Consider the following 20,791-nt stretch of genomic DNA (forward strand, 5'->3'; position numbering starts at 1 on the left):
TTGTTAATTTAAGGTACATATTTAATTTCGGCGAAATCCTACCACTCAAACAATGCAATGTAAACGATAACTGTTATCAATTGCATTGTTATGTGAATTCCTATATTGTATACACACTCAAAAATTAACAGTAATTACGCCCTTGTAATTGCTTGTCGTAACTTTCAGGATTGTTGTTAAGTAATGCGAAGCTTAATTAAACCAATTAGCGTAGTTATCGCGCTTTGTAGCACTATGGCAGTAAAAGCCGACACTGTTAGTGAGCTAGAACAACTCGTTAATAAATGGCTACAAATAGAAAATCAAAACACAGAATTAAATACTCATTGGCTTGAACAAAAAAGCAGTATGGAGCAAACCTTAACGCTTCTTAATGCCGAGCAGCAGCAACTTAGCGAGCTTAATCAGCGTAGAAAAAAAAGCACCAGTGAGCTTGCCCAAAAACGCGAACAGCTTGTAACTCAGCAATCAGAACTTGAAAATGATCAACAGCAATTAAATGATCAACTAGCACGTATTTCTAGGCAATTACTTTCATTACAAGTGCAACTCCCCCCGCCACTTTTGAGTAGTTGGAAAAACGCTGGTGATTTAAGCGATTCAAAACTCAGTACAACTGACAAATTACAAACAGCACTAAAAATGCTGACTCTACTTAATGATTTTCAACAACGTATTTCTATTCACGAAATGGCTATTAAGCATCCTGACGGGCAAGAAGTATGGGTTAAGCAGCTTTATTTAGGTGCAGCTCAAGCATGGTTTGTAAGCGAAGACTTAAGTTACGTAGGTATTGGTTTTCCAAGTGACTTAGGTTGGCAGTGGGAGTTTGATTCAAGCATTAATGCAGAACAAGTTGCACTGGGTATTGCTGTACAGCAAAAAAAGCGCGCTGCTGATTGGGTAACACTCCCAATATTAAGTTATGTAAATAAAAACCAGCAAGGGGCTAAATAATGGCTACTAACAGCATAATTAAAGTATTTAGCGCCACAGTTTTACTTTTTAGTGCAAACATATCTTTTGCAGCTAGCAGTGATGATGCTAAGCAAAGTATTTTAAGTGATATTAAAACAGCGCAGCGTACTCTAAGTAAAACTCAAAATAGCATTTCAAAAGAGCAAGCCACCCTTGCAAAGCAAATTTTTACCAAGCAGCAATCGCTCAGTAAATTACGCGAACAAGCAGCCGTTAATCGCCGCCTAGCTGACGAAAACACATTAAGCCTTGATCAGTTACAAACCCGATTAGACACTTGGCAACAGCAGCAGCAATATCAATTAAACTTACTTAGCCGTTTTGTACGCCAAAATACCAGCAATAGTGCTAGCAGTAACGAGTCGGCTAATAGCCAAAACGAGTTATTAAGCCGTGTTGTATCGCTAATTAATAATCAAGAGCAGGCACTTTATCCACAGTTAAAAAAACAATCGGTTGTGCTAAGTAATGGCGAATTAAGCCAAGCTAATACCCTTCAAGTCGGGCCTGTTGCATGGTTTAGTACGCAAACACCTAAACTTATGGGTTTATTAAATTTAGATGATGAATCTAATGCATTAAAAGTAGCGTTAGTACAATCAACAAGTGACGACAACCCACTCGATAATACTTTAAAGCAAAACGGTGTAGGCTCTACATTACTTACTTTTGATCCTAGTTTAACGCACTTAGTAACTAGCCAAGCCCAACAAGAAAGTCCGCTTGAACACCTAGAAAAAGGCGGTTTATGGGCTATCCCTATTATTTTATTTGCCTGCTTTGCACTTACCATTGCGCTATTAAAAGCCGCACAGCTACTGCGTTTAAGTAAAATTAAAATGCACTCTCAAATGCAATTACAGCAACTTTTTAAAGCTGAAAATAGCAGTGAATTTGCAGGTATGCAGCAGCAGCTATTTAACTTAACGCTGCAAAGCGAAAAAGGCCAAGTACGAGACGATCAATTATTTAATCAGTTAATTCATGATAAGCATAAACTCGATAACTTTATTGGCGCTATTGCCGTTACTGCAGCAGTAGCCCCACTACTTGGGTTATTAGGCACTGTTAGCGGCATGATCGAAACATTTAAAATGATGACCTTGTTTGGCTCAGGCGACCCAGAAGTTGTATCGGGCGGTATTGCACAAGCACTTATAACAACCGAACTGGGTTTAGTCGTGGCCATACCTGCATTGGTATTAAATGCACTGTTATCGCGTAAAGCAAAAGCGTACTACAGCCAACTAGAAGGCTTTGCATTACAGCTAAGCCAACTAGAAAAAGGAGATAACAATGTTTGAAAAGATAGTTAGTAACCCTATTTGCTGGTGTATTCTTTTACTCGCTTTATTTGTATACCAGCTGATTTTTCATGACTTACTGCACCTTAAACAATACCAAGCGCAGCGCAAAGGTTATTGGCAAGAAGTTAGCTCTATTTTAACTGCAGCGCTTCCGCTACTTGGTTTATTAGGCACCATTGTTGGTTTGCTTGATACATTTAAAGTAATGGCGCTGGGCCATAACGAGTTAATGAGTGACGCCATTGGTGACGCATTACTAACAACTCAACTTGGCCTAGTGTGCGCTATTCCTGCATGGTTAATGCAAGCTTACTTAGCGTATTCGCAGCGTAATCCTAAATTACATACGTTAAGTAAGCAGTTAGGGTAACACTATGCAATCACGATTAAAGCACAAGCTAGAGCAAGAAGCGGGGCAACATATTGATATGTCGCCGCTACTTGATGTGGTATTTATATTGCTAATATTTTTTATTGTTACAACCGTATTTGTACGCGAAAGCGGCGTTGAGGTTGATAAACCACAAGCCGTATCGGCCAGTCGTCTTGAGCAGCAAGTTATATTTTTAGCAATAACCGACAACCAACAAGTATTCTTTGATGGCGGCCAAATTGGTGTTGCCGGTGTACGTAGTAGTGTCGAGCAAATGTTAAAACAGCAACAACGCCCTGTGGTTATTCAAGCTGATAAAACAGTACCTACTGAGTTACTTGTTCAAGTAATTGACGAAGCAAAGCTGGCAGGCGCAGCGCAAGTTAACTTGGCTACGAAACAATAATATGCACACGATTAACCCGCTTCAAAAAACAAAAAACAATCGCCATCCGCTGTTTGCATTTGGCCTTAGCCTCATTGTGCTTAGTGCTGCATTACTGCTTTTATGGCTTGGGCAACTTGCAGAGCATCATATCCAAGACAAAGTGGTTGTACGTGAGATTGCCATGGTGGCACTGCCACCTCCCCCTCCTCCATCTATATCGCAACAGCAAACAAATGAGCCAATGCAAAGCTTAGCGGTAGAAGGTGCCGGCGCGTCAATCCAAGCCGTAAAAATTAAGATAAACAGTGATTTAAGTATTGTAAAACCCGATACACCCAACGTAAAAGTAAGCGCGCCACAATGGCAATCAATGAGTGTAAATTGGGATGCATTTAGCTTAAATCAACTCGATGGTCTCCCCACTTTACTTACTCCCGTCAAGGCCGTTTTACCAAAAAGCTTAACCCGCCGAGGTGTTGATGTATTTACTGTAAAACTCGATGTATTTATTGATGAAAGTGGCAAGTTAAGTTTAATTGAGGTAGTACAAAACCCATACCCTGAACTTAAACCAGCTATCGACAAAATTATTAAACAAAGCCGCTTTAGTGCACCTAAAAAAGAAGGTGAAACCGTACGCGCTCGCTTTATTTGGCCAATCGAATTTAAACCTTAAGCCTATTAAAATGAAAAATATGAATATATTTAAAACGCTAAAACCATTAACTCGCGCAGTTATCACTACTTTAATGTGCTCACTCCCTTTATTAGGTGTAACTAGCGTGCATGCAAGCGCTGCTAGTACGCCATTAAAAAGTGCGCCACTAAAAGTAACTTTATCGCCTAGCGATCCAACATGGCAGTTGGCTATAAATAATAAATTACTAGGCCCTACAGAGGTTCTTATTGAGCCGACCGAGCGCGGTTTTGCTCGCCAAGTACAACCACTATTACAAGCCGGTAATTACAGTGAAGTTGCGGCGCTATTTAAAGGCCGTGATATAAGCCAAGATAGCACTGCTTTAAACTTATTACGTGCACAAGTTCTGCTTTCAACAAAAGACTTTAATAACGCTGAACTAGCTTACTTAGCGTGTTTAAAAGCTTCACCTGATTTAGTAAAAGCACACCAAGGTTTGAGCCTTTTATACATGCAACAAGCAAAGTATGACAAAGCACAAACACACCTAGTTCACAGTATTGAACTTGGCCAAGCTGACGCACAAAGTTATGCGCAACTTGCTTATATACACGTGCAGCATAGCCAACCTTGGAGCGCAGTAGCGGCGTACCGCCAGGCGCTAATGCTAGCGCCAGAAACAAGCCAATATCAACAAGGGCTATTGTTTGCGTTAATTGAATCGGGTGATTTAAGTCAGGCAAGTGCGTTACTAAAAGAATTACTTAATAAAAGCCCTGATAAAGCTGAACTTTGGCTGCAACGTGCACAAATAGCATTACAGCTTGATCAAAAAAAGCAGGCGCTAGCTGCTATTGAAGTGGCCTTAAAACTCAACCCTAAAGATGCCAGTAACCAGCTTTTAGCAGCCCAGCTGCATTTAACTGAAGGCAGCACTGAACGCGCAGTGAGTTTATTAAAGCAAGGTTTAAAACACGCCACTAAACAGCAGCAAGTTGAAGTTATTAATACCACGATGCAAACTTTAGGCTGGCTTGTATCTCAACAAAAATGGGATTTAGCTAAAGAGCTAATAGGCAGCGCAAAAAGATTAACTAAGCGGCTGCCCCGCGATGAACAAGCGCAGTTTTCTGTATACAGCGCACAAATTGCTATGCAACAAGGTAATACTAAACGTGCTCTTAAAAGCTTAAATAATGCACTTAAAATAAACCCGAATTTAGGTGATGCCCTACTTAGTTTAGCAAGTATATATCGTAGTAAAGGTCAACTTACCCAAGCTAAACTTATGTATGTTCGTGCACAAGCTCTGCCTGATTACCAACTATCGGCGTGGCTTGGATTATCGCAAATAGCAATTGATTCTAAAGACTACCCGAGTGCGCTAAAGCATCTTAGAAAAGCATTACAAGCCAATCCACAACGCCAGGACTTAATTACTAATATTCGCGCCCTTGAGAATATAGTGCGCCAAGAAGGGTAAGTTTAACACCGTGGTTAAATTTACTTGTATAAGCACAGCTTGCTGGCTGTGACGAGCAAAGCTCGTAATTTCTATATGCAATAAGATCTTAAGTAATTTGTTCACAAAGAGGTTTAGAGGGCGCTGCGCTTTAGAGAAGTAAAAATATATAATTACTATTGTTTTATGTTTTCTCATTTACTCCTCTTTTACTTCTCTTTGTGCGATAAGTTTTTAGATAATTTATTCACAAGGAAGTTTAGAGGGCGCTTCGCTTTAGAGAAGTAAAAATACATAATTACTATTGTTTTATGTCTTCTCATTTACTCCTCTTCTGCTTCTCTTTGTGCGATAAGTTTTTAGATAATTTATTCACAAAGAGGTTTAGAGGGCGCTTCGCTTTAGAGAAGTAAAAATACATAATTACTATTGTTTTATGTCTTCTCATTTACTCCTCTTTTGCTTCTCTTTATGCAATAAGATCTTAAGTAATTTATTCACAAAAAGGTTAAGAGGGGCTGCGCTTCTCACGTGAGCAAGCTTGTTTACAATCAATATTAAGCGTTACCAATTTTGCATTTCGACTATGCGTGATTGCGTGCGCGCATATTCAAAGCTCAACTTTTTACCTTTATATAAATGTTCAATGTCGGTTTGCGCATTTATTACTAGCAATTTATGGCAATCGTAAAATTCATCGACTAAGGCAATGAAGCGCCGTGCTTCGTCGTCAAAAGTGTGCTCATCAAGTGTTTGTTTTTCGCGTTGGTAGCTATCTTCTATACCGTGAACAATAACTTTACCCGTTGCTTTAACACCCATTTGCGGCACGTTCGATACATACAACACATCAAATTGCGTTGCTAAAAACATATAATCGTTAGCACTACGCGGGCCGGAGCATAGAGCCATAAAATCAATCATCAAGGCATTATCGGCTCTTAATAAATAAGGTAAATCGCGCCCATGCACACTAACTGTATTGCTGGATGTTACAACCGGATACGAAGCTAAAAACTCATTTTGAAAATCGCGTTTAGGTAAATTAATAAAATAGTGACGACTGTTTTTACCATATCTAAAACGGTGATCGTCCTCCCCTGCTACGTTAATTATATGACAATGGTTATTAATTAAATCGATAGTAGATAAAAATCGCGCTCGTTGTAGGCCGTTGTAATAAAGCAGCTCTGGCTTTGCGTTCGATGTGGCCACCAGCACAACACCTTGTTCAAACAATGCATTGAACAATCTGGCCATAATCATGGCATCGCCAATGTCGCTCACAAAAAACTCGTCAAAACACAGTACTCGAATATTTTTAGCCCACTGTTTTGCAATTAGAATGAGTGGATTTTTTTGACCTTGTAGCTGCGAAAGTTGGGCATGCACTTGTGCTATAAAATGATGAAAATGCAGCCGCTGCTTTTGCTCAATAGGTAGGTTTTTATAAAATAAATCCATTAACATGGATTTACCACGCCCTACGGGTCCATATAAATAAATGCCTTTTATTAAAGGCGCTTTTTGCCACCATGATGTGTGAGCTTGAAGTTGCTCGCTTAGCGTATTTAAAGCTTCCACCGCATTTTGCTGCGCAGCATCAAAACACAGTTCACCTGTGTCTATTTTTGCTTGGTAAAGGCTTAAAATTTGTGTGCTGTGCACTGTCATGGTATTTCACTATCGGCTATAATCGCGCCCATTGTAGCCGACTAAAAATGTGAACCAAAATGAAATTCCCTTGCCGCTTAGATAAATTTATTAGCCACTTAGCTGAAATACCGCGCACGCAAGCTCGCGCTAGTATTAAGCGAAAAGAAGTAAGCGTGAATGGCGAAGTAATCACATCACATAATTTTCAGCTAGCCCAGCAAGATGAAGTATTGCACCAAGGTGCACCTTTGGTATTTTTAGGTAAGCGCTATTACATGCTAAATAAACCTGTTGGCTATGTATGCGCTAACAGCGACGAGCTACATAAAACTGTTTTTGACTTACTTGATGAGCCAAATATGAGCGACTTTCACGTGGCAGGTCGCCTTGATATAGATACCACAGGGTTAGTTATTATTACTAATGATGGCGATTGGTCACATAAAATTACGTCGCCTAAAAGCAATAAATTTAAAACCTACCTAGTCGAAACTCAAGAGCCTATTACCGATGAAGCCCTTGAGCAATTACGTACAGGTGTCATGCTGCATAACGAAAAAGATTTAACCCGCCCAGCTATTGCCGAACGACTTGCTAATTACGGACTGCGTTTATCAATAAGTGAAGGAAAGTATCATCAAGTTAAGCGTATGCTTTACGCGGTAGATAACAAAGTGGTTGAGTTACATCGCGAGCAGATTGCGGAGATTACCCTAGATGAAAACTTGGCCAGTGGTGAATATCGATTATTAACACCCGAAGAAATTAAGTTATAAAAGCGCTTTAAAGGAGCCTAAGGCTTGGACTATTAGTTAAAACAATATAGCCAAACTTTTACTTGAGCCTGTTGGCTTGCTCTACTAAAATAGCGCCCTTCAAAATTACTAAGGTCGGCCGTGTTAGTTAACTACAATCCCCCTATGAGTCCGTATTTAACGATACTTTTTCAGGATGACGACTTACTGATAGTTAATAAACCAAGTGAGTTATTAACTGTCCCAGGTAAAGATCCTAAACATGCCGACAGCTTAATTAATCGTGTTAATCGTGTTTTTCCAACAGCAAGAATAGTGCACCGCTTAGATATGGCGACTTCTGGCATACTGTGCCTTGCCATGAATAAAGCAGCGCACAGACATTTAAGTATGCAGTTTCAAGAGCGCGAAACAGCGAAACGTTATATCGCACGTATATACGGACACCTTGAAGCTGAAACAGGGTCAGTAGATTTACCCCTTATTTGTGATTGGCCTAATCGCCCTAAACAAATGGTTGATCACGACAGAGGTAAACCTTCGCTTACGCATTTTAAAATACTTGAGCGTGAAGAAAATGCAACCCGTGTAGAGCTAACCCCCATCACTGGTCGCTCGCATCAACTACGTGTGCATATGTTAAGCTTGGGTCATCCTATTTTAGGTGATAGACTTTACGCCCATAAAGAGGCGCTTGCTGCTGCTCCTCGCTTACAATTACATGCTCAAATGCTGAAGTTAAAGCACCCTAAAACTGAGCAAGTACTTACTTTTGAAGCTGAGCCAGAATTTTAACCGGCGCAAACACTTCTTAAATTATTAAACTTTTAGATGACCTTGCCGATACCTAACTAATTGTCATTAGTTAGGTGCGTTATGCTATTTTCACGGTTTTTAAAGGCAGCTTTTTTTATACAGCTCAGCTGTGCGCTACTTTTAGCTAACCCTATTAGCGCGGCTGAACATATTGCTCCACCTAGCCTATCAAGTATTGAAAATAGCGATATTGAGCGACTACTTCCAAGTGATGAAATAAAGCCAATATTGGCGGGTGAAACAGAATTTTTAAGCCTTTACAGCGAGTATATGAGTAGTAATTTTAGAGGTATCGTAATACTTATACCCGATTGGCATTCTTCACCTACCAATAATTCAGGTATGAGCTACTTGCGCAAAGAGCTTAATAATTTAGGTTACAGCACCTACGCAATGACAGTGCCCGACATTGACTGGCAAGCAAGTAAACTGGCCGAAACAATGCCCAGCGAAACCGAAGCTGCGCCTAGTAAAGCCGATGAGCCTGCATCACCCGACACAGCAACAAACGCACAATCACAGCCTGCAAAAATCAAAGGTGAGCCTCATTACGTTAATGCAATAGAAAAAGTAACTGACGACATACTTGATGACTATAAAATAAATCTCATTTCTCGGTTTAATGCGCTGTATCAAACCGCTATGGAAGATTCGAGTAATATAGTGGTTATTGCACAAGGTACTAGTGCGGGTGTGTTGTTGGAGTACTATGCAGACTTTCCGGACGAGAGACTAGATGCGTTTATAAGTTTAAGCAGTTACTTACCTAATACTAAACGTAACGAAAGTTTGAGCCAAACAGCGTCACTTGTTACACCCGCCTTGCTTGATATTTACTACGCAAATGACAGCACAGACACTTTAATGAGCCTTAAAAGTCGTCAGCGCTGGGTTAACCGAAACGCAAAATTTGATTACCGCCAACGCCAATTGTTTGGCCTGCGCGATCAACCAGGTCAACACGCACGCCTAACAAAAGAAATAGACGGGTTTTTACGCCGACTTTTTTAAATACTCATAAGCGGCTTGAATATCTTGGCTCTTTTTAACAGCCAATTCCATCATATGCTTTGGTAAACCTTGCGACACTAATTTATCTGGATGATGTTGCGACATAAGTTTACGGTACGCTACTTTTATATCACGCTGCGTTGCATCGCTATTTAAGCCTAATAACGCCAATGCTTGCGCACGGTTCATATTATTATTTGGCGGTACATGATGGCCAGAACCCTCACGGTAGCTACTACTTTGACCTTGGTTTTGTTGCTGCTGATTAAAGCGCTGTTGTTGCTTTCTAAAGTTAAACTCAGCTTGATAACGTTTTAATACAAATGCAAAGTGTGTTTTAGAAATCCCTAACTGCTTACTTACCTCTGCTAATAATTGCTTTTCTTGTTCAGCTAATACCCCGTCAGAAAACGCCATTTGTATTTGTATTTCTAAAAATAACTGTATTAGATCGTTTCGTTTAGCAAAGCGTTCTTTAAAATCGTGTACTGTTTCTTTAAGTGAAAAGTCACTCTCTTTACCTGACTGAAATGCATGCTGTGCTTCGCGGCGCTCTTCCCCCTTTAAACCCATTTCGTCCATGAACAAGTTAGCCGCTTTTATATGTATTTCGCTCACTCGGCCATTCGATTTTGCAATGTGCCCCATAACAGCAAAGCAGCTTGAAAAGAATAAAGCTTGGCGCTCGTGAACATCGTCACCACTAAATAAGCTAGAAAAACCGCCTGCTTTATCAAAGTTATTTTTTAAGCTTTTATCAAATAAATGACCTAGGTATAAACCTAAAATAGCACCAAATATTTTGCCAAACATAAAGCCAAAACAAAAACCGAGAATTTTTCCCCACATCTATAATACTGCCTTCTTAAAAATTGAGTTGTTACGCCTCAAGGCGCGTGTTTAATTGGTTTAAACGCTCTGGTGTACCAATGTCATCCCACTGCCCTATGTAGAGCTCAGTAGAGACTAAATGTTCATTTAGCTTTTCACGTAAAATAGGCCCTAAAGGGCGAATACCTTGCGTTAATCCTTTAAAAAAATCAGCCTGATACCGGCCAATCCCCGAAAAGGTATATTTTTGACTCTCGGCCGACAAATGGCTCAATGCAAAGTCGCCATCTGGATTGTGTGGCGGGTTTTCTATAAGCACTATGTGCGCCTCACCGGGTTGCAAATGAAGTTGCATTAGCGCGCTTACATCGTAGTCAGTGTATACATCGCCATTTATTACAATGAACGAGTCGCCCAACAACGGTAACGCTTCAATAATACCGCCGGCAGTTTCAAGGCCACCTTCAACTTCTTGGCTATAAAGTATATTTACGCCCAATTGACTGCCATCTTTAAAGTAGTCTTTTATTTTATCACCCTGCCACGCAAGGTTTATTACAATATCGGTAATGCCGGCAGCTTTAAGGTTATTTATATGGTGCTCAATAAGTGGTTTTTCTGCCACTTTTAACATTGGCTTTGGCATATTTTGCGTTAGCGGCATCATTCTTTGCCCACGCCCTGCAGCTAAAATCATCGCCTTCATGAGCGCTCCTTTGCCAACTTTTCAGTCACTTTTGGCACTATGGTATTCTTTGTCCACTCACTCAATGCTTTAAGCTCTGGGTAATTTGCTGCCACTTCAATAATGTAATCAAGCGTCGGTAAAATATTATCTAAATAACCTGTTTTACCATCGCGTAAATACAATCGACAAAATATACCCGCAGCCTTTAAGTGGCGCTGTAATCCGGTTAAATCAAACCAATATTTAAACTCATCGAATGAAGTGTTAGCCAGTAAATTTTGAGCTGTAAATTCTTGATAAGCAAAATCAAGCAAACTTGTTAACTCTTGCTCTGGCAATTTAAAGTAGCAATCGCGTAGTAGCGATACTAAATCGTAGCAAAGCGGCCCGCGTACAGCATCTTGATAATCTATAATGGCCCACTGGCCGTCACTATTCATAATATTACGGCTATGGTAATCACGATGAACGGTAACCGTAGGTTGCTCAAGCATGGCCTTTATTAATAGCTCTGAACTTGTTAGCCACATTATTTTTTGTTCTGCACTAAGTAACTCATTAATAAAGTCGCTTACTAACCATTGGCTAAATATATCAAGCTCTAGCTTTATAAAATCTTCGTTATACGCTTGCATAGCAGAAGCTGTGGGCGTTTTTGCCCATTGAGCGCTTAAACTAATTAATGCTTGATAGTGCTCGGTGCGGTTTGCATCATCAAGCATATCAGCTAGGTGCGTACTGCCTAAGTCACTGAGAATAAAAAAGCCCTGTTTCTCATCACTTGCAATAATAGTGGGAAGTAAAAAGCCTTGCTCTACAAACACCTGGTTTAGCGAAATATAAGGTTCGTTATTCACTTTTTTTGGATCTGAGTCCATCACTATTAAATGTTTATTATCGTGATTTAAACGATAATAACGGCGAAAGCTAGCATCCCCCGTGATCGCGTTTAAAGTATGCGACTTGGCATTAAGGTGTGTGTTTATAAATTGTTGTAAATTCTCAAAGCGTGTCATTTTATTAGATATCTATTTTTATAGGTCAATTACTGTAATTGCCATTATTTTCCTTTATTATGTGTATATTATATTAAACACAAAGTATTAAGGTCGATAAATGAGCAAAACCTGGGGCATATTGATGCTAAGCGTAGTTAGCGCACCATCGCTTGCCGAAACTGAACTGGCACACAACCTTTGTGGCATTTCAATGCAAACCAGAGCTTGGCAACCACTTGAAGGCCTTAACCTTGGTGAAGTTGATATCCAAGCTGATGATGTTGAGCTACTTGGCACTCAAAGCGCTGAATTTACCGGCAATGTTGATATTAACACCCTTAAGATGAGTTTGTCCGCACAAACTGCGTTGATAGACAAACAGCGTGGTTTATTAAATGCAACGGGACCAATTACTTATCAAGACTACGTAAGTAAAGTAAACAGCACCGGATTAAATGCCGATTTAAATAATTCAGAAGTCAGTTTGTTAGGCGCCGACTACAGCCTAACCGAACAACAAGGTAAAGGCGGCGCTGAAAAGCTCACTGTTAATCAGTCTGGCCTATTACTCATGAATGCAAGCTTTACTACTTGCCCAAGTGACACCCCAGCATGGGAAATTGAAGCTGACGAAATAAACCTTTCACGCGAAGAAGGCTGGGGCGAAACATATAACGCCGTATTGCGTATTTTAGATACACCGGTTTTATATTTACCTTATTTTACATTCCCGCTGGATGAGCGCCGTAAATCGGGCTTACTTACCCCGACCATTTCAAGCTCTGACAAATACGGCCTTGAAACAATTACGCCGTATTATTTAAATATTGCACCTAACTTTGATGCCACTATTACCCCTCGTTATATGTCTAACAAAGGGCTGCAATTACAAACAGAATTTAGATACCTAACAGAGCAACACGAAGGCTTAGTAGGGATTGAATACTTAGATAGTGATGATTCTGAGCCTGATTTGAATGAACGCTACATGTTTCATTGGCAACAGCAAAGCTACCTAGGTGAAAACTGGCGCGCAAACGTTGATGTAACCAATGTGAGCGATGATAACTACATCACCGACTTAACTTCAAACTACGCAAGTAAAACCGATACTCAATTGTATCGTACTGGTTCACTTACCCATTTAGGTGATACATGGCGAACCGATATTAAAGTGCAAAACTTTGAAGTACTCGGCGATCACTTAGAGTCATACACTGCAATACCACAAGTTAATTTTACGCAAACAGCGCCTTGGCGTTTTGATAATTTTGACTTTAGTGTGTCGGGCGAGATTAGTCATTTTACTAATGATTCATCAGAAGTGGCCATAGACAGCGCAACTCGTGTACACGTAGAGCCAAAAGCACGCTACAACTACGCTACGCATGCGTGGTCATTTTTATCTGAAGTAAGCTTATTACAAACTAATTATAAGCAAAGCGGAAACTTAACCGGCACGCAATACAGCGATACCGTATCGCGTACTATCCCAAAAGTACGTTTGTACTCTCAGCTTAACTTTGAGCGTGACGCATCTTACTTTTTTGAAGATGGTATACAAACACTAGAGCCGCAAATTCAGTATTTATATACACCTAATAAAGATCAGTCAGACATTGGCTTGTTTGATACAACCAAACTGCAAGATGATTATTATGGTTTATTTAGAGACGTGCGCTTTTCGGGTGTTGACCGTATAGCAGCTGCTAATCAGTTTACTTTAGGTGCTACAACGCGCTTATTTGATAAAAAACAAGAAGAAGTGTTTAACTTTAGTGCGGGCCAAATATTTTATTTAAGTGACGATGCCAAGCCAACAGAGCAAGGCTTAAACTCAGACACTAATTATAATGCACTATTTGCAGCTCAAACCATGTTACATTGGCACCGCCGTTGGTACCTCGCTGGAGGTATTCAATATGATACAGATGGCAAGCAAATGGTACAGTCAAATGTAACGCTTGATTATAAAGGTGATAATAATCAGCTAGTACAATTGAACCATCGCTATGCAAATGATGTCTCAGGAAATACAATCGAGCAAGCAGGTGTATTTACAAGTATTCCTATTAGCGACGAATGGCAATTTATTGCGAGCTATCATCGAGATCTTGAAAACAACAGAAGTATCGAAGTATTGAGCGGGTTACAGTATGAATCATGCTGTTGGGCTATCCAAATTACTGGCCATCGCCAAATTGAAACTGATTTAAATCAGTCAATAGGACAAGAACAAGCAACTTTTGATTCAGGTATTAGTTTGAATTTTGTATTAAAAGGACTTGGCAGTAAAAGCCGTTATGATGCACAAAAATTATTACAACAAGGTATTTTTGGCTATCGTAGACCGTATTTTCTTAGTAACTAGAGTACTATCAGCAAGAGTAGTAAAAAGAATATGAATTTAAAAAAATTATTAACATCAGCAGTTTTAAGTGCCAGCCTTTGTCAAAGTGTAATGGCTGCACCAGTAGAAATAGATAAAGTTATTGGCGTTGTAAACCAAGGCGTAATTTTAAAAAGCGAAGTAGACACCATAATTGATCGTGTTAAAAAGCAAGCACAAGAACAAGGCCAGCAATTACCAAAAGATGAAACACTTCGTGTACAAGCTGTAGAGCGTTTAGTTAATCAAGCGCTTATGATACAAATGGCTGAGCGTATGGGATTACAAATCTCAGACAGCCAACTCGATCAAACTCTCGCTAACATGGCAAAAGAGCAAGGCGGAACAATCGCCGACTTACGCCGCACTATTGAAGGTTCGGGCGAAAGCTTTCAAGCTTACCGTGAAGAAATTCGTAAAGAAATCACAACGCAGCAAGTAACACGTGCAAGCGTTGATCGTCGTATTTATATTAGCGAACAAGAAGTTGATAACCTTTTAAAAATTATGGAAACCCAAGGTCAAAGTGCTGAAGAGTACGACATTGGTCATATTTTAATAGATATCCCTAACGATGCGACAGCTGACGAAATTGCTGATGCAAAAACACGTGCAGATAAGGTTATTGAGCTATTAAACGATGGCCAAGAATTTAAGCGTATTGCTATTTCATCATCAAGCGGCTCTAAAGCACTTGAAGGTGGACAACTTGGTTACATGGGCATTAACGAAATGCCATCGCTTTTTGCTGAAGCAGTAAAAGGCCAAAAGAAAGGCGCTATTGTTGGCCCACTTCGCTCTGGTGCAGGTTTTCATATCATTAAAGTACAAGACGTTCGTGGTCTACAAGTTGTAGAAACAACTGAAGTACGTTCACGCCATATACTTATTAAACCTTCAATTATTTTAAGTGAAGAAAAAGCACGCTCAATGCTTGCAGGCTTTGCAAAAGACTTACGTGCAGGAACAGCCGACTTTGGTGAACTTGCTAAAGAGTACTCAGAAGATCCAGGCTCTGCACTTAAAGGTGGCGAGTACGATTGGACAGATCCAACTACCTACGTACCTGCGTTTAAAGATACATTACTTTCTCTTAAAGAAAATGAAATAAGCGAACCGTTTAGAACACAGTTTGGTTGGCATATTGTGCAGTTACTTGGTAAGCGTGTAGCTGATAAAACTGAACTAGCTAAACGTAACCGTGCTCACGGTATGTTGTTTAACCGTAAATTTAAGGAAGAAAGTTTTAACTGGCAGCAAGAAATGCGCGAGCAAGCTCACGTTGAAATTTTCCCTATAGACCAATAAATATGACTCTAAGAATTGCTATTACACCGGGTGAACCAGCCGGTATTGGCCCAGATTTACTACTCACGCTTGCTCAGCAAGCGTGGGACGCTCAACTAATAGCGATTGCTGATGGCAAACTATTAAAAGAGCGTGCAAAGCATTTAGGCTTAACAATAAATTTAATTAACTTTGATGATAATGCCCCTGCCATAGCAGCACCTGCGGGCAGTTTGTATATTCATCAGGTTGATTTAGGTGCGGATGTAGAGCTTGGCGTACTAAATGACGGTAACGGCCAATACGTGTTAGATACCTTGCGTATAGCAAGTGAAAAAAACATGGATGGCACGTTCGATGCGGTTGTTACGGGCCCTGTTCACAAAGGCATTATTAACAAAGCGGGCATTTCATTTAGCGGACACACTGAGTATTTTGCGCAGCAATCAAATACTGCAGATGTAGTTATGATGCTTGCAACTGAAGGTTTACGCGTTGCACTTGTAACCACGCATATTCCACTTGCGTATGTATCGCGTGCCATTACTCCTGAGCGCTTAACTAAAGTAGCGGGTATTTTAAATCACGACCTACAAACTAAGTTTGGGATAGAAAAACCACGTATTTTAGTGTGTGGCTTAAACCCACATGCGGGTGAAGATGGCCATTTAGGCCGTGAAGAAATAGAAACAATCACCCCAACGCTTGAAATACTTAGAAGCGAAGGGATGAATTTAATTGGCCCACTACCGGCCGATACCTTATTTCAACATAAATACCTATCTGAAGCAGATGCAGTACTTGCTATGTATCACGATCAGGGATTACCTGTGCTAAAATACAAAGGATTTGGTAAATCGGTAAATATTACCCTTGGCTTACCATTTATCCGCACCTCAGTTGACCACGGTACTGCACTCGATTTAGCAGGGACTGGTACAGCTGACGTTGGCAGTTTTGAATTAGCGATCCGCGAAGCAATTAAGCTCGCCCAAGAAAAAGCACAAAATCAATGACCGATAAAGTACATTTAGGACACCGCGCTCGTAAGCGTTTTGGGCAAAACTTTTTATTTGATGAATCTATCATCGATAAAATAGTCTCTGCGATTGATCCTAAACCAGAAGACAACTTAGTAGAAATTGGCCCCGGCCTTGGCGCAATTACTGAGCCAGTAGCCGACTTAAGCGGCCATTTAACGGTTGTTGAATTAGATAAAGACTTAGCACAACGATTAATTGAACACCCATTTTTGGGTCCTAAATTAACCGTTAACCAAGGCGATGCAATGACGTTTGACTTTGCAAGCTTGGTTCGCGATGACAAAAAATTAAAAGTGTTTGGTAACTTACCTTACAATATTTCGACACCGTTATTGTTTCACCTTTTTGAATTTTCAGATCATATTGAGCACATGCACTTTATGCTTCAAAAAGAAGTAGTAAAACGCATGGTAGCAAGCCCAGGTAGTAAAACATTTGGCCGCTTAAGCGTAATGACTCAATACTACTGTAATGCAATGCCGGTTGTTGAAGTACCACCTGAGTGCTTTAAACCAGCGCCAAAAGTTGACTCTGCTGTTATTCGTTTAATACCTAAAAAGCCAGAGCAACGTACAGCAAAAAGCGTTAAAATTTTAAACACCGTGTGTTTAGAAGCATTTAACCAGCGCCGCAAAACGCTACGTAATAGTTTAGGTAATTTACTTACCGCAGAAGAACTAACTAGCATTGGCATTGATATAACGCTGCGTGCTGAGCGCTTATCTTTACAACAATTTATTGATATAGCTAACTGGATTTATGACAACAAGCAGTAACATTGGATCGCCTGTAAAGGTATCTGTAGAAACATTTTACGTAGAAGGTCAATCTCAACCTGAGCTTGAAAAATATGTATTTGCTTACTCGGTAACAATTAAAAACCATAGTTTATGCAGTGCAAAATTACTGAGCCGCTATTGGTTAATTACCGACGCAAATGGCAAACAAGTAGAAGTTGAAGGCGAAGGCGTTGTTGGCGAAATGCCAGATATTGGCCCAGGCGAAAGCTATAAATACACCAGCGGTGCAATTTTAGATACACCTGTAGGTACTATGCAAGGCCATTACACGTTACGCAACGAGTTTGGCTCTGAGTTTCAGGCGCCTATTAATGTGTTTCGTTTGGCTTGCCCTAACATTTTGCATTAAGCACTTAGATGGCAGATTATGCGATAGGTGATTTACAAGGGTGTTTTAGTGAATTTAACACCCTTTTACAACGGGTTGATTTTAACCCAAGTAAAGATCACCTATATTTAGTTGGCGACATAGTTGCTCGCGGGCCTGACTCCCTAGCCTGCTTAGACTATATTTATCAACATCAAAATAGCATGACCATCACTTTAGGCAATCACGACCTTCACATGGTTGCCTGCTACTTTCTTAACAAACCTATAAATCCAAAAGATAAATTAAACTCAATATTTGAAAGCCCTAAATTGGCTAACTACATCGCTTTTTTACAAACCCAGCCATTGGCTTTAGAGCTTATAAAACATAACTGCTTTATATCTCACGCGGGGTTAAATCCCGATTGGTCTGTTGAAAATGCGCTAAAAAAAGCTCAATTTGCACAAAGCTGTTATCAATCAAGTAACGCAAAAGCGTTTTTTGAACACATGTATCAGGCTCACCCAGCTAGGTGGTCTAACACCCTTGATGACTTTGCAAAGTTTAGATACATAGTGAATTACTTTACCCGCATGCGTTTTTTAACAAGTGATAACAAACTCGAGCTTAATGCAAAGGGTGCAATAACCGACAACGACACTCTCACTCCTTGGTTTAACCACCCCAATATAGCTAAATCTAAACACGATATTATTTTTGGTCACTGGGCCGCACTTGAAGGTAGAACAGGTAATTCACGGGTTCACGCCCTAGATACAGGCTGCGTATGGGGTAACACCATGAGCCTAATGGAGCTGAGTACTAAAAAAGTAATCGTAGAAAATTCCCACCTTTCGTCTAAATAAACTGAAAAAAAACAATACATCTGTTAGATTTATCAATTAATAGTTAAAATTAATTAAAGTAATTGATTTTAATTACTTAACTTATTGGTACAAACGCCGATAAGTTTTAATTGAAGTACTTTTTGAGTGGAAATCTTATGAACCTGACAGTAAGCCAGCGTATTTGGGGTGGTTTTATATTTATCACACTATTATTATTAATAATTGGTGGTAATTCCTTAATAAAAATTGCAAATATTGACCGTTCCACTCAAAAAGTGAACCAACTATCCCTCCCAGCATTAAATAAAAGCTCTGAGCTACAAGCCGAATTTATTTTAATGAGTAAAGCCGCACAAGCGAGCTTTTACACAACATCAGCCAATGAGCTTGCGCCAATAAAAGCTCAGGTCCTTGAGCAAAAACAATTGTTCAACACGCTGCACCGTGAGCTTCAAGACGTAGTAAAAAACGATGCTGCGCTTAATCAAAGTAGCCAAAATGTAGAAAAAACCTACTTAAGCTTTTTAAGCACCGTCGAAAACTTATTAGAAGACAAAGCAAAACAACTAGCATTAAATAAAACATTAAAAGCACAATTAGAAAATATAGAACTAAGTGCAGAAGATGCTAACTCTGTTGTACTCGATATTACCGACATTGACGGGTTTGAACAAAACCACCCTCGCGCTTATCAAGCTGCAAATAATTTAGAAAACAACTTTATGTCGGTAGTTAGTAACAGCACCGACATGCTAACAGTTAAAACGCTTAATACTCTCGATATTGTTAAAAACGAGCAAACGTATTACCTTGAAGAAGTAGTACGTACCGTTGATTTAATTAAGCCAGCAATAGAGCAAACGCATAGCGACTTATATTCAAGCCTAAAAGAGTATGTTGATATTTTAGAAAATAACATCAAGGGCAGTAACAGCTTAGCGGCAAACAAAAAACGTTTAATTGATTCGATTACGCTTACGCAATCAGAGCTTGCACAGTCAGAGCAAGCCACCAAAATGGCACTTAACCAAATTGACGAACTAGTTAATCAAGCGAGTGACGTTGCGTTTAAATTACAACAAGGTGTGCGCAGCGACGTTGACTCAGCTAATTTATGGACCTGGGTTGGTATGGTTATAGCCACTCTTTTAGCAATTGTGATTGCCATTATTACTGTTAGCCGCATTACTAAACCACTTGCCGAAGTTAATCGCATTTTAGATATTGTTGCCAGTGGCGACATGACACAACGTTTAGACGACAGCGCTCAAGACGAGTTTGGCGAACTATCTAAAAGTTGTAATACACTAATTGACAGCCTACGCAGCCTAATTAAAGGTATTATTTCGCGCTCGACTCAGCTTGCAGCAGCATCAGAGCAAACATCAGCCATTACCTCAGAATCAAGCCAAGCAATTCGTAACCAGCAAGCACAAGTTGAACAAGCCGCAACGGCAACAACCGAAATGAGTAGTACATCGCAAACAGTTAGTAACAGCGCTCAACAAGCACTTAGCGAAATTAAAAATGCTGATAAAGAAGCTGAACGCGTTAAAGGTATTTCGAATAACAATAAAGCAACGATCGAACAGCTAGCACGTGAAGTAGACGATGCCTCACAAGTTATAAATAAACTGCATCAAGATAGCGCATCAATAGGCAGCATTTTAGATGTAATACGCGGAATAGCGGATCAAACGAACCTACTTGCACTAAATGCCGCAATTGAAGCTGCGCGAGCTGGTGAATACGGCCGAGGCTTTGCTGTTGTAGCTGACGAAGTGCGCTCTCTAGCGAGTAAAACTCAAGAGTCGACCCAAGAGATACAATCAATGATTGAGTCGCTACAAACAGGCGCTGAAGCTGCAGTAACGGCAATGAGCAAAGGTAAGCAACGCGCTGTATCGTGTGTTGAGCAAACCGACCTAGCAAGTAGCGCACTTGATTCGATTACATTTGCAGTTTCGCAAGCCCACGACGTAAGTGAAGAAATTTCGACTGCCGCACTTGAGCAACAACAAGTAGCACAAGAAATTAGCGAACGCCTTGAGTCGATTGTAGCCATCGCAGAGCAAACAGCCGAAGGCGCAAACCAAACTAATATCTCAAGTTCAGAAGTAGCAAAACTGGCTGAAGAGCTTCGCTTGTCGGTAGACGAATTTAAAGTTTAGGTTTACTAAAACGATTAAAAAACCCCGATGGTACACAGTA

Annotated in this window: 20 protein-coding genes; 16 read left to right on the plus strand and 4 right to left on the minus strand. The window is 40.1% G+C overall.

Going from position 1 to position 20,791, the window contains the following annotated elements; all coding sequences use genetic code 11:
* The first annotated feature begins 183 nt into the window (after positions 1 to 183).
* The 6 genes from H5087_RS01970 to H5087_RS01995 are packed head-to-tail and all read left to right on the plus strand — an operon-like array spanning position 184 to position 5,169.
* On the plus strand, positions 184 to 957 hold the full coding sequence (locus tag H5087_RS01970; RefSeq protein ID WP_182670966.1) for a DUF3450 family protein: 774 nt from the start codon (positions 184 to 186) through the stop codon (positions 955 to 957).
* Positions 957 to 2,282 carry a MotA/TolQ/ExbB proton channel family protein gene (locus H5087_RS01975; RefSeq protein ID WP_182670967.1) on the plus strand — a complete coding sequence of 442 codons (1,326 nt, stop codon included), beginning with the start codon at positions 957 to 959 and terminating at the stop codon, positions 2,280 to 2,282. Before H5087_RS01970 ends, H5087_RS01975 begins: the two co-directional genes overlap by 1 nt.
* A complete protein-coding gene (locus H5087_RS01980; protein WP_002960812.1) occupies positions 2,275 to 2,655 on the plus strand; it encodes a MotA/TolQ/ExbB proton channel family protein in 381 nt (126 codons plus the stop codon). The genes H5087_RS01975 and H5087_RS01980 overlap by 8 nt, the downstream gene beginning before the upstream one ends.
* Before the next feature lie 4 nt (positions 2,656 to 2,659).
* The gene (locus tag H5087_RS01985) at positions 2,660 to 3,064 is read left to right on the plus strand and encodes a biopolymer transporter ExbD (protein ID WP_002960813.1); all 405 of its coding nucleotides are present in this window, start codon (positions 2,660 to 2,662) and stop codon (positions 3,062 to 3,064) included.
* Position 3,065: 1 nt separating this feature from the next.
* Entirely contained in the window at positions 3,066 to 3,722 is a 657-nt protein-coding gene (locus H5087_RS01990) for an energy transducer TonB (RefSeq protein ID WP_182670968.1), read from the plus strand.
* 19 nt (positions 3,723 to 3,741) lie between these two features.
* Positions 3,742 to 5,169, plus strand: a complete 1,428-nt coding sequence (locus H5087_RS01995) for a lipopolysaccharide assembly protein LapB (RefSeq protein ID WP_182670969.1) — start codon at positions 3,742 to 3,744, stop codon at positions 5,167 to 5,169.
* 543 nt (positions 5,170 to 5,712) lie between these two features.
* Here the strand turns inward: H5087_RS01995 and zapE are convergent.
* Positions 5,713 to 6,822 (minus strand): cell division protein ZapE, encoded by a 1,110-nt coding sequence (zapE, locus tag H5087_RS02000; protein WP_182670970.1) that lies wholly within the window; start codon positions 6,820 to 6,822, stop codon positions 5,713 to 5,715.
* A gap of 59 nt (positions 6,823 to 6,881) precedes the next feature.
* Here zapE and rsuA point away from each other — a divergent pair, with 59 nt between their 5' ends.
* The 3 genes from rsuA (at position 6,882) to H5087_RS02015 (ending at position 9,386) form a co-directional block, all read left to right on the plus strand.
* Positions 6,882 to 7,580 carry a 16S rRNA pseudouridine(516) synthase RsuA gene (gene rsuA / locus H5087_RS02005; protein ID WP_182670971.1) on the plus strand — a complete coding sequence of 233 codons (699 nt, stop codon included), beginning with the start codon at positions 6,882 to 6,884 and terminating at the stop codon, positions 7,578 to 7,580.
* A 120-nt stretch (positions 7,581 to 7,700) separates the two neighbouring features.
* Entirely contained in the window at positions 7,701 to 8,354 is a 654-nt protein-coding gene (gene rluA, locus H5087_RS02010) for a bifunctional tRNA pseudouridine(32) synthase/23S rRNA pseudouridine(746) synthase RluA (RefSeq protein ID WP_182197649.1), read from the plus strand.
* A gap of 81 nt (positions 8,355 to 8,435) precedes the next feature.
* Positions 8,436 to 9,386 carry a DUF3530 family protein gene (locus H5087_RS02015; protein WP_182670972.1) on the plus strand — a complete coding sequence of 317 codons (951 nt, stop codon included), beginning with the start codon at positions 8,436 to 8,438 and terminating at the stop codon, positions 9,384 to 9,386.
* On the opposite strand, the gene djlA is transcribed toward H5087_RS02015, so the two are convergent.
* The 3 genes from djlA to H5087_RS02030 are packed head-to-tail and all read right to left on the minus strand — an operon-like array spanning position 9,369 to position 11,921.
* Positions 9,369 to 10,235, minus strand: coding sequence for a co-chaperone DjlA (djlA, locus tag H5087_RS02020; protein WP_182670973.1), 867 nt, complete (start codon positions 10,233 to 10,235; stop codon positions 9,369 to 9,371). The two genes, H5087_RS02015 and djlA, sit on opposite strands and share 18 nt — an antisense overlap.
* Before the next feature lie 31 nt (positions 10,236 to 10,266).
* Positions 10,267 to 10,923, minus strand: a complete 657-nt coding sequence (gene murU, locus H5087_RS02025; RefSeq protein WP_182670974.1) for an N-acetylmuramate alpha-1-phosphate uridylyltransferase MurU — start codon at positions 10,921 to 10,923, stop codon at positions 10,267 to 10,269.
* Positions 10,920 to 11,921, minus strand: a complete 1,002-nt coding sequence (locus H5087_RS02030; protein WP_182670975.1) for an aminoglycoside phosphotransferase family protein — start codon at positions 11,919 to 11,921, stop codon at positions 10,920 to 10,922. The genes murU and H5087_RS02030 overlap by 4 nt, the downstream gene beginning before the upstream one ends.
* 100 nt (positions 11,922 to 12,021) lie before the next feature.
* On the opposite strand from H5087_RS02030, the gene lptD reads away from it, so the two are divergent.
* From lptD to H5087_RS02065, 7 genes are all read left to right on the plus strand, one after another.
* Positions 12,022 to 14,274, plus strand: a complete 2,253-nt coding sequence (lptD, locus tag H5087_RS02035; protein ID WP_039485527.1) for an LPS assembly protein LptD — start codon at positions 12,022 to 12,024, stop codon at positions 14,272 to 14,274.
* A 30-nt stretch (positions 14,275 to 14,304) separates the two neighbouring features.
* The gene (gene surA, locus H5087_RS02040; RefSeq protein WP_024596717.1) at positions 14,305 to 15,600 is read left to right on the plus strand and encodes a peptidylprolyl isomerase SurA; all 1,296 of its coding nucleotides are present in this window, start codon (positions 14,305 to 14,307) and stop codon (positions 15,598 to 15,600) included.
* Between the two features lie 2 nt (positions 15,601 to 15,602).
* Positions 15,603 to 16,595, plus strand: coding sequence for a 4-hydroxythreonine-4-phosphate dehydrogenase PdxA (gene pdxA, locus H5087_RS02045; RefSeq protein ID WP_002960836.1), 993 nt, complete (start codon positions 15,603 to 15,605; stop codon positions 16,593 to 16,595).
* Complete coding sequence (rsmA, locus tag H5087_RS02050; protein WP_182670976.1) at positions 16,592 to 17,398, plus strand: 16S rRNA (adenine(1518)-N(6)/adenine(1519)-N(6))-dimethyltransferase RsmA; 807 nt, start codon at positions 16,592 to 16,594, stop codon at positions 17,396 to 17,398. Before pdxA ends, rsmA begins: the two co-directional genes overlap by 4 nt.
* Positions 17,382 to 17,771, plus strand: coding sequence for a Co2+/Mg2+ efflux protein ApaG (gene apaG / locus H5087_RS02055; protein WP_002960839.1), 390 nt, complete (start codon positions 17,382 to 17,384; stop codon positions 17,769 to 17,771). The genes rsmA and apaG overlap by 17 nt, the downstream gene beginning before the upstream one ends.
* 8 nt (positions 17,772 to 17,779) lie before the next feature.
* Positions 17,780 to 18,598, plus strand: a complete 819-nt coding sequence (locus tag H5087_RS02060; protein WP_182670977.1) for a symmetrical bis(5'-nucleosyl)-tetraphosphatase — start codon at positions 17,780 to 17,782, stop codon at positions 18,596 to 18,598.
* A gap of 137 nt (positions 18,599 to 18,735) precedes the next feature.
* Positions 18,736 to 20,751, plus strand: coding sequence for a methyl-accepting chemotaxis protein (locus H5087_RS02065; RefSeq protein ID WP_182670978.1), 2,016 nt, complete (start codon positions 18,736 to 18,738; stop codon positions 20,749 to 20,751).
* Positions 20,752 to 20,791 lie beyond the last annotated feature (40 nt).

Source organism: Pseudoalteromonas sp. SR43-7, assembly GCF_014163785.1.
Lineage (GTDB): Bacteria > Pseudomonadota > Gammaproteobacteria > Enterobacterales > Alteromonadaceae > Pseudoalteromonas > Pseudoalteromonas distincta.